Source organism: Mesorhizobium sp. C089B, assembly GCF_030323125.1.
Classification (GTDB): domain Bacteria; phylum Pseudomonadota; class Alphaproteobacteria; order Rhizobiales; family Rhizobiaceae; genus Mesorhizobium.
Genome location: NZ_CP100469.1, coordinates 2,888,656 through 2,901,762 on the forward strand (window position 1 = coordinate 2,888,656; position 13,107 = coordinate 2,901,762).

Genomic DNA, 13,107 nt, shown 5'->3' on the forward strand with positions numbered 1-13,107 from the left:
CCTTGGTTGTCGATGCCTAGGGAATAGCGCCCGAAGGATGAACCGAAACTGAACACTAGCATTACATTTACGTAATGAAATCCGGTGCTTATCCTGGATATTTGAACATCATCGCAAAGGCGATTGCCGGGAGTCCGGCAAACCGGGACGATCCGCTGCCATCACCAGGGATCCGCCATGCAACCATTTGCGCATCCGTCCATTTTCCGACACGCCCTGTCGCGCCGCGACGGCTCTTGAAATCGACAAGATTTTATTACCCGGCTAAAATATTCCGGATATTGTTCAAGACTGTCATGACCATGATTCGCAGCCCCGTTTTCCTCCCTGCACTGCGCACCCTCCGCGTCGCGGTAGCTGTCTGCGTGCGGGTTTCGAAATGAGCGGCTCCGTCGTCCTGCTGCATCTGGCGGGCGCGGTGGCGCTGATGCTGTTTGCCACCCGCATGGTCAAGACAGGCGTCGAGCGCGCCTATGGCGACGTGCTGCGTCACCGGCTGCGCTCCACCATGCGCAATCCGATCATGGCGGTGCTGGCCGGCTGCGGCCTGTCCATCGCGCTGCAGAGCTCGACCGCCGTCACGCTTCTCGTCGGCTCCTTCGCCGGCGCCGGCATCGTCTCGGGCATGTCGGGCCAATTGGCTGTGCGCGGCGCCGAGATCGGCTCGGCGCTGGTGGTCAAGCTCTTGACCTTCGATCTGACGCTGCTGGTGCCGATCTGCCTCGTCGCCGGCACGGTCATGTTCATGGCCACCGAGCGGCGCGATTGGCGCCAGTTCGGCCGTATCCTGGTCGGCATCGGCCTTCTGGTACTGTCGCTGGAAATGATCGGCCAGGCGTCGGAGCCGCTGCGGCAGAGCACGCTGATGCCGCTCATCATCGAATATTTCTCCAGCGACTACGTCACCGCCTATCTGCTCGCCGCGCTCGTTACCTGGCTCTTCCACTCCTCGATCGCCGCCGTGCTTTTGATGGTGACGCTGGCCGGCCGCGGCTTCATCCCGCCCGAACTCGGCATCGTGCTGGTGCTCGGCGTCAATCTCGGCTCGTCGATCATCGCGCCGCTGCTCACCCGAAGTGCCGAACCTGGCGTGCGCGTCGTGCCGATCGGCAATCTGTTGATGCGCGGCATGGGCTCGCTGATGATGCTGATCCTGTTCATGACGCTGAAGCCGCCGGTCGCCTTCCTCGGCGCCACCGTGCCCGACCAGATCGTCAACGCCCACATCCTGTTCAATGTGCTGATCCTGCTCGCCGGCCTGCCGCTTGCCAGCCTGATCTATCGTGCCTCTGAGAAGATCGTCGCAATGGGCACCAAGCCAGCGCCGGCTACAGAGCTCGATGTGGTCGAACTCTCCGCCCTCAACGACGGCGCGCTCGACGTTCCGAGCCAGGCGCTGGCCAACGCCACCCGCGAGGTGGTGCGCGTCTGCGAGACGGTCGAGATCATGCTCAAGCGCATCATCGAGCTGTATGAAAGCGCCGACGGCGACAAGATCAAGGCGCTGGCCGCCCTTGACGACCGCGTCGACAGGAAGCACGCGGCGATCAAGCTCTATCTGGCCAAATTGACCAGGAACTCGCTCACAGAGGACGAGGCGCTGCGCTGCCAGGAGCTGATAGGCGCCTGCGTCAAGCTCGAGCAGGTCGGCGACATCATCGTGCGCAACATGCTGGTGCATGTGAAGAAGAAGTTCGAGCGCGGGCTGGAGTTCACGCCCGAGGGCTGGAGCGAGCTGCTCGCCTTTCACACCTCGGTGCTGGCCAATGCCAGGCTTGCTTTCAACGTGCTGGTGTCGCGCGACCCTGAGACCGCCCGCCAGCTGGTGCTGGAAAAGGACCGGCTGCGCGACCGCGAAAAGGAAACCAGCGCCAGCCATTTCGTGCGCCTGCGCGACGGCACCGCCAAGAGCGTCGAAACAAGTTCCATCCACCTCGACACCATCCGCGACCTGAAGCAGATCAACTCGCTGCTGGCGTCGATGGCCTACCCGGTGCTGGAAGAGCGCGGGTTGCTGGGTGGGTCGCGGTTGAAGGCAAGCTGATCAAGAAAACCTAAAGCGGCGTCGATAATTTCTGCATTGCCCACGAACCCCATCCATGGTTTGAGGCGACCTTATCCGAGGATCGCTTCCGTCATGCTCCCGCTCATTGCCCTGTTCATTGCCGCCTTTGCTTTCGGCACCACCGAATTCGTCATCGCCGGTGTATTGCCGCAAGTGGCCGACGGCCTTGGCGTTTCGATCCCGACTTCCGGCTATCTCGTCTCCGGCTACGCCGGCGGCATCGCCGTTGGTGGGCCATTGCTGGCGCTCGCCACCAAGGGCATTTCCCGCAAGACGCTGCTGCTTTGCCTGACCGTCGCCTTCACCATCGGCCAGGCCGCTTGCGCGCTGGCGCCCGATTTTACCTCGATGCTGCTCTTGCGCATTGCGGTCGCCGTCGCACACGGCGCCTATTTCGGCGTCGCCATGGTAGTGGCTGTCGGCCTCGTGCCCGAGGACAAGCGCGGCATGGCCGTGGCTGTGATCCTCTCCGGCCTCACCGTATCCAATGTCATCGGCGTGCCGGCCGGCACCGCAATCGGCAATCTCTGGGGCTGGCGCGCCACCTTCTGGGTGATGTGCGCGCTGGGCGTGGTGGCGTTTGCCGCCATGGCCGCCCTCCTGCCGCGCAAAACGGGCGCATCGAGCCCATCCACCAGCCTTGGCAGCGAGGTTCGCGTGCTGGCGCGCCAGCAAGTCTGGACCTCGCTGATCCTGATGCTGATGTTGATGATCGGCCAGTTCGGCCTGTTCACCTACATCACCCCGACACTGCTTGAGGTGAGCCATCTCGACGAGAGCCTGATCCCCTGGGTGCTGCTGCTCAACGGCGTCGGCGCCACGGTCGGCGTCTTTCTCGGCGGCAAGCTTTCCGATTGGAAGCTGATGCCGTCGCTGATCACCATGCTTGCGCTGCAGGCGGTGATGTTGGGCGTGATCTATGCCGTCAGCCCCTACCCCGTGCCGATGGTCATCGCCATCGTTGTCTGGGGTGGCCTCAACTTCGCCATAGGCACGCCGATCCAGACCCGCATCCTGGCCTGGACGGCGGACGCCTCCAACCTCGCCTCCTCGCTCATCCCCTCCGGCTTCAATGTCGGCATCGCGCTCGCCGCGTCGCTGGGCGCTGCCATGCTCAATGCCGGCTACGGCTTTCGCAGCCTGCCGGTTGTGGGCGCTGCCGCCATGCTGGTGGCGGTGGTGGTGGCACTTGCCTCCTACATCTGGGAGGGGCGCAGCCGGGCAGCGCCACCGCTGCCAGCAGCGGCCGAATAGCGTCGGACTACAAATCGATCCGGAACAACAAACTCTCGGCGCCGCCATACGCGGCGTCCTTGATGAACGGACCGACCACACGGCCGCCATTGGCCAGCACCACCTTCTGCGAGGCCGGATTGTCGAGGTCGGTGGTGAGCTCGACATATGGCAAACCAACAGCCCTCGCCTCGTCCAGCATCAGCCGCAGCGCCTCGGTCGCATAGCCTCGTCCGCGCTTCCACGGCACCACGGCATAGCCGATATGGCCGAGCACATGCGACGGCAGTGCGGCCGTACCCGGCTGCCAGCGAAAGCCGATCGAGCCAGCGGCCTCGCCGTCCCAGATCCAGCGCCGGAAGCCCGGCAGCCGCGGCACGGTCGTGCCGTCCGGCAAGGTAATCGGGCCTCCTTTGGCCTCGGGATCGTCGAGGCTGGCAAGGAACGCCGCGGGATCCTCGTCGATCGCCGCAAGTTGCTCGCGCGTCGCTTCCATCAGCCGGACATTGTCCGGCGACCAGCCACGCTCGAGCGCCGCCTTGTAGGAGGGCAGATGTTCGAGCGTGGGTTTGACGATTTCGATCATGGTGGGTCTCTCCGGCAGGTCAAGGCTTGCTCGCTTAAGCCGGTGCGGACCGTTTCTTGCCCAGAGGTAATGCCCCTGCTCTCCTTCGCCATTGAAGTGGTGTCGGCTCCTACTGCAGCAGGCCTTTGACGATGCCGCTGGCCTTGCCGAAATCCATCTGGCCGGCATATTTCGCCTTCAGCGCGGCAATCACCTTGCCCATGTCCTTCTGGCTCGCCGCACCAGTCGCTGCGATCGCTTCGCGCGCGGCCGCGGTGACGGCGGCGTCGTCCAACTGCGTCGGCAGGAAGCCGCGGATGATCTCCATCTCGCCACGCTCCTGCGTGGCCAGATCCGGGCGCTTGCCGTCCTCGAACGCCTTGGCCGATTCCTCGCGCTGCTTCACCATCTTGGCCAGGATCTGCAGGATCTCCTCGTCGCTGGCGGGGTCCTTGGTCGAGCCGCGATTGGCGATGTCGCGGTCGTGGATGGCGGCCTGGATCAGCCTGAGCGTCGGCAGCCGGTGCTTGTCCTGCGCCTTCATCGCGCTTTTCAGGGATTCGGCGATTTTTGCGCGCATGATGCTTTCTCCTTCGAACGGCGCGGACAATAACCGCGGCCCATCCGCAAAGCAAACGCGCCAAAGCCCTGATATCGTTCGACGAAACAAATGCTCGCCGTTTTTGGCACGGGCATCATTGACCGCTCTGGCGCCTTCCCCTATGTACTCGGCCTTGCACAAGACAAAGAATTGATGCGCGCAGGCTCGAGAGATCGGCCGCGCCGTTTGCTGCGCAGATGGCCCGCCATCGAAGCGCGCAGCGTGACAGGAGCGTCGCCATGGCCGAGATGACCCCCGAACTGACCCCGCCTTGGGCAACCGAAAAGCCGACCGCCGTCCTGGTGCTGGCCGACGGCACCGTCATCGAGGGTCGCGGCCTCGGCGCCACCGGTTCCGCCGTTGCCGAAGTCTGCTTCAACACCGCGCTCACCGGCTACCAGGAAATTCTCACCGACCCGTCCTATGCCGGCCAGATCGTCACCTTCACCTTCCCGCATATCGGCAACATCGGCACCAATGACGAAGACATCGAGGACTTGAACCCGGTCGCCCGTGCCGGCGCCGTTGGCGCGGTGTTCAAGGCCGATGTCACCAACCCGTCCAACTACCGCGCCGACACCGGGCTGGACCAGTGGCTGAAGAAGCGCGGCATCGTCGCGCTGTCGGGCATCGACACCCGGGCGCTGACCGCGCTGATCCGCGAAAAGGGCATGCCCAATGCCGTCATTGCGCACGCGCCCGACGGCATCTTCGACCTCGACGATTTGAAGCGGCGGGCCGCCGCCTGGTCGGGCCTGATCGGGCTTGACCTCGCCAAGGAAGTCACCTCCGGCCAGTCCTCGGTCTGGCGTGGAACGCCCTGGGTGTGGAACGAAGGCTTTGGCGAACAGGCCGAGCCGTCGATGCACGTCGTCGCCATCGACTACGGCGTCAAGCGTAACATCCTTCGCCTGCTTTCCGGCCTCGGCGCCAAGGTCACCGTGGTTCCGGCCGGTACCGGTTCGGAAGAAATCCTGGCCATGCAGCCCGACGGCATCTTCCTCTCCAACGGCCCCGGCGACCCGGAAGCCACCGGCGAATACGCGGTGCCGGTCATCCAGGACCTGCTCAAGACCGATATTCCGGTGTTCGGCATCTGCCTCGGCCACCAGATGCTGGCCCTGGCGCTGGGCGGCAAGACCGCCAAGATGCACCAGGGCCATCACGGCGCCAACCACCCCGTCAAGGATCATACCACCGGCAAGGTCGAGATCGTCTCGATGAACCACGGCTTTGCCGTCGATGCCGACTCCTTGCCCGAGGGCGTCGAGGAAACCCATGTCTCGCTGTTCGATGGCTCGAACTGCGGCATCGCGCTGACCGGACGTCCGGTGTTCTCGGTCCAGCACCACCCCGAGGCCTCGCCCGGCCCGCAGGACTCGCACTATCTGTTCCGCCGCTTCGTCAACCTGATCCGCGAAAAGCGCGGCGAGGAACTGCTGGCCGAACGGGCCTGAGCCCTCTGTGTAGCAGCGATAATATCGCTTAGCCTCGAGCGATAAATCTGCGGTATTGCGCGAGTGAAGACGATCATCCTCTCGGTGTCGGCAGCTCGCGATCTCGACAACCTGCCGGCCGATGTCCGCGAGCAGGTCTCTGAGGGTTTGAACACTTATGCCATCAGCGGGCGTGGGGATGTAGAACGTCTTGCCGGCCGAGACGGTTACAGACTTCGGATCGGTTGCTACCGCGTTATATTGATGAAGATCGCACGACAATCCTCGCGATCTACATCGGCAAGCGCGAAACGACGACCTACAGCCGGCCATAGGACAGCACATCATGAACGCTCCGCAAATCATAAGGACTTCAACCGGGGAAGAACTGGTCGTCATCCCGAAGGCTGACTACGAGGCATTGCTGCATGCCGCCGAAGAAGCCAGAGAAGACGCTGCGGATGTGGCGATCTACGATGAGCGGAAGGCCGAGTTCAAAACGGAAAAGCCTCTGCCCGCCGAGGTGACCATGGATATTTTGCGAGGTTCCAGCCGGGCTCAAGGCGCTGCGCAACTGGCGCAAGCTGACGCAGGGCGAGTTCGCTGATGCCATCGGTGTCAGCCAGGGCTTCCTGTCGGACCTTGAATCCAATCGCCGCAAGCCATCGGCGCAAACCAGCACCATGCTGTCGAAGGCATTGGACGTGCCCAGCGAATGGATCGAAGCCTAGTATCTAACCTTACGCCACCGGCCGGCCTTCGCTGGCCTCCAGTATGGCAAACCATTGCTGGCGGTCGAGGTCGATCTCCAGCGCCTTGACCATGACGGCCAGCCGCTCGGGCTTCATCGTGCCGAGCACCGGCGCCAGCCGCGCCGGATGACGCAGCAGCCAGGCGATGGCGACGGCGGCGAGATCGCCGGCGCCGATCTCGGCAGCCACCGCCGCGATTGCCGCCCTGACCCGCGCCTCGCGCCCTTCCTTGCCGGTGAACAGCAAGCCGCCGCCGAGCGGCGACCAGATCATCGGCGCATAGCCGAGGCGTTGCGCGTGATCGAGGCTGCCATCCACCAGCGCATTGGTTTTCAGCACCGACATCTCGATCTGGTTGGTGGCCAAGGCAAACGGCAGCCGCGAAGCCAGAAGGTCGAACTGCGACGGCGTGAAATTGGAGACCCCGACCGCTCTCACCTTGCCCGACTTGACCAGCCCGGCAAGGGCCGCCGCCGTCTCGTCGGCATCCATCAGCGGATCCGGTCGGTGCAGCAGCAACAGGTCGAGATAGTCGGTGCCGAGATTGGCGAGCGAACGGTCGACCGAGGCGGCAATGTGGGCCGCACTGGTGTCGTAATGCTTCAGCCGGTTCTGAGGCCGGTTGGCCGACGCCAGAATGATGTCGCATTTCGAGATCAGCTCGATGCTATCGCGCTTGCCCTTCCAGCGCGACAAGCCGGCGCCAAAGGCAGCTTCCACCTGGTAATGCCCGTAAATATCGGCATGGTCGAAGCTGGTAAGGCCGAGATCGACCGCAGTGCCGATCAGCCGCGCGATCTGGTCGGCGTCCGGGCGCGCGGCGCTGTCGAGCAGGCGCCAGGCGCCGAACACCAGCCGCGACAGCGACAAACCGTCCTTGGTCAGCTCTATGCGGCTGTCATGGCTCATATCTGGGCTCCATCTTCCGCAGCGCCGGTGGCAACGCTTCTCACCGCCGTCGGCCTCGCAACTTTCGTCACAAAGACAATGACGGCAAGCGTCAGGAAGCACGCGCCAACCAGATAGGGGGCGCCGCCGAACACTACGGGCGCATTCGGTCCGGTGAACCAGGAAAAGATCGCGGTGTAGAGCAGCGGCGTGATGATCGAGGTGATCGAGAAGATCGACGTCATCGCACCCTGCAATTCGCCTTGCGCCGATGGCGGCACCTTGGCGGCGGCAAGGCTTCTCAGCGGCGGATCGGCCAGTGCTTCGAGGCAGCCGACGACGATCACCGCATAGATCATCCAGCCTTGCGAGGCGAAGGCGTAGCCGAAGGCGCTGGCCGCAGTAAATGTCAGGCCGATCACCGCCGTCCTCCATTCGCCAAGTTTGGGGATCACGCGCGGCAGCACCGTCGCCATGACGATCGCCCCACACAGGCCGAAGGCGCCGAGCGAGAAGCCGATCTGCTGCTCGCTCCAGCCATAACGATAATTGGACACGAACGACCACACCGCAGGATACATCATGTGGCCGAGCGTCATCAGGAAGAAGGCGAGCCCGATCCAGCCGATGCCCTGATATTGGCGCATCTGCAGCAGCGTGCCGACCGGGTTGGCGCGTTTCCACTCGAAGCGGCGGCGGTGCTTTTCATCGAGCGTTTCAGGCAGGAAGAACATGGCGATGAGGAAGTTCACGAAGGCAAGCCCGGCGGCAAAGTAAAACGGCACTCGCGGCCCGAACGTGCCGAGCAGCCCGCCCAGCACCGGCCCAATGACGAAGCCGACGCCGAAGGCGATGCCGAGCAGACCGAAATTCTTCGCCCGGTTGTCGTCGTTCGAGATGTCGGCAATGAAGGCCGACGTCGTCGAATAGCTGGCGCCCGAAACGCCGGCCAGCACGCGGCCGATGAACAGCATCGGATAGGACCAGGCGATGGCGCAGATCAGATTGTCGATCGAGAATGTAAGCACCGAGGCAAGCAGGATCGGCCGCCGCCCGAAGCGGTCGCTCAATCCACCCATGATTGGCGCGAAGAAGAACTGCATCGCCGCATAGACGAAGAACAGCCAGCCGCCTTCGATCGCCGCTTCGCTGATGCCGACGCCGGAAAGCTCCCTGAGAAAGGCCGGCAACACCGGCATGATCATGCCGAAGCCGATAATGTCGAGCAGCAGCGTGGTGAAGACGAGCGCAAGGCCCCGCCTGGCGGTTTTGGGGTCGATCATGATGGCGTCTGCTCCCTGAGACCGCCCTTGGGCGGGCGCCCGTTATAGGCGAGGCGCCACTTTGGAACAATAGGAGAACGCCTCAGGCGTTCTCCTCCTGACATCTGTTGCCGGTGGTGAATCGGCCCGCCGACGGATGCGCTTTGAACCGCGGTCGGCTGGAACTTGCGAGCGCCTCAAACCGGACCGGTCAGCGTGTTGCAATCCGACAGCTTGCCGCTCTTGTAGCCGCGCGCCAGCCAGGTCTGCCTTTGCTGCGACGTCCCGTGGTTGAAGCTTTCCGGAACGACATAGCCCTGCATCTTCTTCTGCAGCGTATCGTCGCCGATCTGCTTGGCGGCGTTGAGCGCCTCTTCGATGTCGCCCTGTTCCAGAATGCCCTTCTGCGCGGTGAAATGCGCCCAAACGCCGGCGAAGCAGTCGGCCTGCAGCTCGATGCGCACCGACATCTGGTTGGCTTCCGCCTCACCCATCGACTGCCGCATCTGGTTGAACTTGGGCAGGATGCCGGTGAGGTTCTGCACATGGTGACCGACTTCATGGGCGATCACATATGCCTGGGCGAAATCCCCCGAGGCGCCGAACTGCTGGTCGAGCTGCTGGAAGAAGGTGGTGTCGAGGTAGACCTTGTGGTCGCCGGGACAATAGAACGGTCCGGCTGCCGTCGAGGCGGAGCCGCAGGCCGAGCGGATCTGGCCGCTGAACAGCACAAGCTTCGGGTCCTCGTATTTCAGGCCCTGCGACTGGAAGATGCCGGTCCAGGTCTCTTCGGTCTCGGCCAGCACGGTCGCCACGAACTGCTTCATCTCGTCGGAAGCAGGCGTGCCGGCGCCGTCGTCCTGGCCGCCGCTGTTGTCGGTAATCTGGCCACCGCCACCCGGCAGCACGCCGCCGCCGTCGCCGCTGCCCAGGATCTGCGACGGGTCGAAGCCGAAATACCATCCGGCCAGCACCACGAGGACGACCAGCAATATGCTGCCGCCGCCGCCGGTGCGGCCGCCGATCGGGATGCGGAACTGGCCAGGGCTGCCGCCGCCGAAACCACCACCGCCGCCGCTGTCGCTGCGCTCGTCCTCGACATTGTCACTCTGACGGCGGCCCTTCCAGAGCATGGCAACTCCCCGTATGCAAATTTCGGCTGGCGTGGCCGATGTCGTGGCCCAGTCCGACCCAACAGACAATTATCGCAATGGTTGCGCCAAGTCACAGTATTTTTCGTGGCAGCGGCATCGTGTTCGCACTCTGGTCGAGGCGGCATGCGCGCTGTAGCATCCGGTTCGAACGGGGGTGTCGGGGACTTGCGGACAATCGGTCGATTTCTGCTGCTGGCGGTGGTGCTATGCCTCGGCCCGTCGCCGGCGCGCGCCGTGACGCTCGATTCCAGCGTCGCCGTAACCGATCCCGAGACATTGCAGGCGCTTGAGCGTGGCGGCCTCTCGATCAGCCGCCTGCTCGGCCCGGCGCTGGGTCTCACGCGCGAGGTCGACAATCGGGGCCTGTTTTCGGTGCGCGCGCTGACCCCTGTGCGCAACGCCGTCAAGCAGGAGATCGCCGACGAGCCTGCCAATAGCCCCGATCCTTACGTCGCGGCCATGGCCAAGTCGAAGGACACCAGCCAGAAATTCAACCCGAAATACATCGACGATGACGGCTCGACGCTCGACCTGACCGGCGTCGTCAACCGCATGGACCGCGGCTATCTCGGCCACACCGAATGCGGCGAGATCAGGCTGATCTACCGCTTCCACTATTCGGTGGCGGAGAAGCCCACGAAGGGAAAGACAGCGCAACGCATCTCGTCGCGGCTGCCGCTGACCATGGGTCTGGTCTTCAACGCCAGGCCCGGCGAGGCTCGCCCCCGCGCTTCGAGAGACCGTCCAAGCGCCGCCGCCGTTTCCTGTGCCGAAATCGCCAAGCGCTGGCTCGCCGCCGGCCAGAAGAACCTTGCGCCCGAGCAACTGGCAGCCTGGCTGCGCTCCGACGAAGGGCCGCTCTCCAACGCCATGCTGAATTCGTCGCAGATCATGCGGCTTGAGCTGAACATGCAGGTTCTCCGGCTGTCGGCCTCGAGCCGCCGCGACTTCGGTGGCCACGCCGAATATCTCCTCAAGATTTTCAAATGGGACCCAACGACGTCCACCTTCCAGGAATCGAAGATGGAGAACCAGATCGACCGGAAAGTGGTTCTGGCCGACCGGCCGGCCTTCGCCAAATGGCTGCTCACCGACCGCAACCTCTACGACCTCGATCGCGGCCGGTTGGTCATCGACGACAAGTTCCTGGCGACCAGCGCCGTCTCGGTCGCACCCGGCGGCATGGCCAGGTCGCAAAACAATATCGCCTATGGGCTGCTCGACGATGCCGACATCGACAAGGCACTGCAGGACTATGTCGCCAAGGGCAACGAGCTGCGCAGCGTGAAATCGGTGGCCGGCTTCAATCTGCGTCTCAACGAAATGACCTGCACCGGCTGCCACCAGACGCACGGCATTGCCGGCTTCCATTACACCGGCGCCGATCCGGCCAGCGAGCCGCGCCGCAACGCCGTCTTCGTCCCCGGCTCGGCGGTGTTCTTCGCCGACCTGCCTCGCCGCCGCGCCATCGTCGAGGACTTCGCCGCCGGCGGCCATCCGGATTTCTCACGCGGCTTCGCCGCCCGTCCGGACGCCAAACTCGCCGAAGCGCTGAAAGGCACCGATCTCTACAATGGCTGGGGCTCGATCTGCTACAGCGGCAAGGATGCCAGCTTCAAGGACTGGAGCTGCGGCGAAAGCCTGCGCTGCGCCGGCGTCCATGAAAGCGACATCCATCCGGGCTTCGGCACCTGCGTCAGCGAGGCGGCCACCGCAGTCGGCGACCCCGTCGAGTTCGGCGAGATTAAGATGTCGAGCTGGGGCAGCGACAAATATTGCCGCCTGTCGCCGGCCACCGCAAAAGCCTGCGCCATCGATCCGGCGCGCGACAAGAAACCGGTAATCAAGCTCGCCGGCTATGGCGCGGCGCGCCAACGCTACGACAACCCCGAGCAGAAGACCGGTGGCTTTCCCGGGGGCATGCTGCGCAAGGCAAGCTGCGACAAGCTTCCCGACGAGGCGACTTGCGGCCGCCTCGCCAAGACCGGTTTCAACGACTGCATCGCGTCGGGCAAGGACCACAAATTCTGCACCAAGGAATTCACCAAGACCGCCGGCCTGCGCGCCTGCGACAAGGCGCATCCCTGCCGCGAGGACTATATCTGCACCGCCGGCTACGACGATCTGGCCGCAGCCAAGCCTGGCAAGGGCTCCTGCATTCCGCCCTATTTCATATTCCAGTTCCGCGTCGACGGCCATCCGCGCAGTTGGGTGCAGGACACCGAGGAATGAGCGGCAGGTTGCCGCTTGCGAACAGAACTCAGATCTTCTGCTTGGTGCCGGCGCTTTTGCCGTCCGAGCTTTTGGAGCGTTCCTCGAAACGCGCGGCGCCCTTTTTCAGCGCATGGCCGGTTTCGACCTCGGTCTTGCGTTCGTCCTTTGCCGCTGCCTGCCTCAAACCCTCGGCCGCCTGCTTGCCCTTCGCGGTCGGTGCCTGTTCGACGCCCATGTTTTCCTCCTTGGCGCGCGACAATCACGCGCAACGTCAGGAGCAACGAGCCTGACGTGCGGAGGTTCCAGTGGTGCGGCCCCGGCACCCCTCAGCGCGGCGCGATCATCGCCTTGCGAAAGGCTTCCAGCGTCTCGGCGCTGACATGATGCTCGATGCCCTCGGCATCGATGCGCGCCGTCTCGGCGCTGACACCGAGCGAACGCAAAAACGCTTCTACCGTCTGGTGGCGGATGCGGCTCTCTTCCGCCACCTTGCGCCCGGCGTCGGTCAGGAACACACCGCGATAGGGTTTTCTGGAAACGAGCCCGTCGGCGCACAGCCTGGTCAGCATCTTGGCCACCGTCGGCTGGGCGACACCGAGCCGCGCAGCAATATCGACCTGACGCGCCTCATTGCCGTCCTCGATCAGGTCGGCGATCAGCTCGACATAATCCTCGACCAGCGCGCCGCGGCGCGCTTCGCGCTGCTGCCGGAACCCTTTCGAATGAATCTCGGCGTCAGGCAGCGGCTCCTCGCGTCCAACCGGTCTGTGCTTCAGCGCCAACACGCGCTCCTTCCTATCTTTTGACAAGAATCGGCTTTGGGCAAAGCAATCGCCCTTTGCCATTCATAGCACGGGCTTAACTGTTCCAGCCGTTTATTTCCATTCCATGGTAGGCGCAACCGGCGTTTGCGATCCCCGGCCGGCCTGCCGGTCGG

General features: G+C 64.0%; 13 protein-coding genes. 6 read left to right on the forward strand and 7 right to left on the reverse strand.

Annotated features, from left to right (window positions below; genetic code table 11):
* Positions 1-379: 379 nt before the first annotated feature.
* Both NLY44_RS14320 and NLY44_RS14325 read left to right on the forward strand, forming a co-directional pair.
* The gene (locus tag NLY44_RS14320) at positions 380-2,044 is read left to right on the forward strand and encodes a Na/Pi cotransporter family protein (protein WP_023691517.1); all 1,665 of its coding nucleotides are present in this window, start codon (positions 380-382) and stop codon (positions 2,042-2,044) included.
* 93 nt (positions 2,045-2,137) lie between these two features.
* Entirely contained in the window at positions 2,138-3,319 is a 1,182-nt protein-coding gene (locus tag NLY44_RS14325; protein ID WP_031356123.1) for an MFS transporter, read from the forward strand.
* Positions 3,320-3,326: 7 nt separating this feature from the next.
* Here NLY44_RS14325 and NLY44_RS14330 read toward each other — a convergent pair whose 3' ends face one another.
* A complete protein-coding gene (locus NLY44_RS14330; protein ID WP_023672441.1) occupies positions 3,327-3,884 on the reverse strand; it encodes a GNAT family N-acetyltransferase in 558 nt (185 codons plus the stop codon).
* 109 nt (positions 3,885-3,993) lie between these two features.
* Positions 3,994-4,443, reverse strand: coding sequence for a GatB/YqeY domain-containing protein (locus tag NLY44_RS14335; protein WP_031356124.1), 450 nt, complete (start codon positions 4,441-4,443; stop codon positions 3,994-3,996).
* A 260-nt stretch (positions 4,444-4,703) separates the two neighbouring features.
* Here NLY44_RS14335 and carA point away from each other — a divergent pair, with 260 nt between their 5' ends.
* The 3 genes from carA to NLY44_RS14350 all read left to right on the forward strand — a co-directional run bounded on the left by carA (position 4,704) and on the right by NLY44_RS14350 (position 6,631).
* Positions 4,704-5,921 (forward strand): glutamine-hydrolyzing carbamoyl-phosphate synthase small subunit, encoded by a 1,218-nt coding sequence (carA, locus tag NLY44_RS14340; protein WP_081726027.1) that lies wholly within the window; start codon positions 4,704-4,706, stop codon positions 5,919-5,921.
* A gap of 325 nt (positions 5,922-6,246) precedes the next feature.
* Positions 6,247-6,507, forward strand: coding sequence for a hypothetical protein (locus NLY44_RS14345; protein WP_245260143.1), 261 nt, complete (start codon positions 6,247-6,249; stop codon positions 6,505-6,507).
* 4 nt (positions 6,508-6,511) lie between these two features.
* On the forward strand, positions 6,512-6,631 hold the full coding sequence (locus tag NLY44_RS14350; RefSeq protein WP_245260145.1) for a helix-turn-helix domain-containing protein: 120 nt from the start codon (positions 6,512-6,514) through the stop codon (positions 6,629-6,631).
* A 9-nt stretch (positions 6,632-6,640) separates the two neighbouring features.
* Here NLY44_RS14350 and NLY44_RS14355 read toward each other — a convergent pair whose 3' ends face one another.
* From NLY44_RS14355 to ypfJ, 3 genes are all read right to left on the reverse strand, one after another.
* Positions 6,641-7,561 carry an aldo/keto reductase gene (locus NLY44_RS14355; RefSeq protein WP_023672438.1) on the reverse strand — a complete coding sequence of 307 codons (921 nt, stop codon included), beginning with the start codon at positions 7,559-7,561 and terminating at the stop codon, positions 6,641-6,643.
* Positions 7,558-8,823, reverse strand: coding sequence for a TCR/Tet family MFS transporter (locus NLY44_RS14360; RefSeq protein WP_023733296.1), 1,266 nt, complete (start codon positions 8,821-8,823; stop codon positions 7,558-7,560). The genes NLY44_RS14355 and NLY44_RS14360 overlap by 4 nt, the downstream gene beginning before the upstream one ends.
* 176 nt (positions 8,824-8,999) lie before the next feature.
* Positions 9,000-9,935 carry a KPN_02809 family neutral zinc metallopeptidase gene (ypfJ, locus tag NLY44_RS14365; protein ID WP_023672436.1) on the reverse strand — a complete coding sequence of 312 codons (936 nt, stop codon included), beginning with the start codon at positions 9,933-9,935 and terminating at the stop codon, positions 9,000-9,002.
* 186 nt (positions 9,936-10,121) lie between these two features.
* Here ypfJ and NLY44_RS14370 point away from each other — a divergent pair, with 186 nt between their 5' ends.
* Positions 10,122-12,188, forward strand: a complete 2,067-nt coding sequence (locus NLY44_RS14370) for a hypothetical protein (protein WP_031356125.1) — start codon at positions 10,122-10,124, stop codon at positions 12,186-12,188.
* Positions 12,189-12,216: 28 nt separating this feature from the next.
* On the opposite strand, the gene NLY44_RS14375 is transcribed toward NLY44_RS14370, so the two are convergent.
* Together NLY44_RS14375 and mntR are read right to left on the reverse strand one after the other, a co-directional pair.
* The gene (locus tag NLY44_RS14375) at positions 12,217-12,405 is read right to left on the reverse strand and encodes a hypothetical protein (RefSeq protein ID WP_023672434.1); all 189 of its coding nucleotides are present in this window, start codon (positions 12,403-12,405) and stop codon (positions 12,217-12,219) included.
* Positions 12,406-12,496: 91 nt separating this feature from the next.
* Positions 12,497-12,952: a manganese-binding transcriptional regulator MntR gene (gene mntR, locus NLY44_RS14380; RefSeq protein WP_023672433.1), complete on the reverse strand. Its 456-nt coding sequence runs from the start codon at positions 12,950-12,952 to the stop codon at positions 12,497-12,499.
* Between the last annotated feature and the right edge of the window lie 155 nt (positions 12,953-13,107).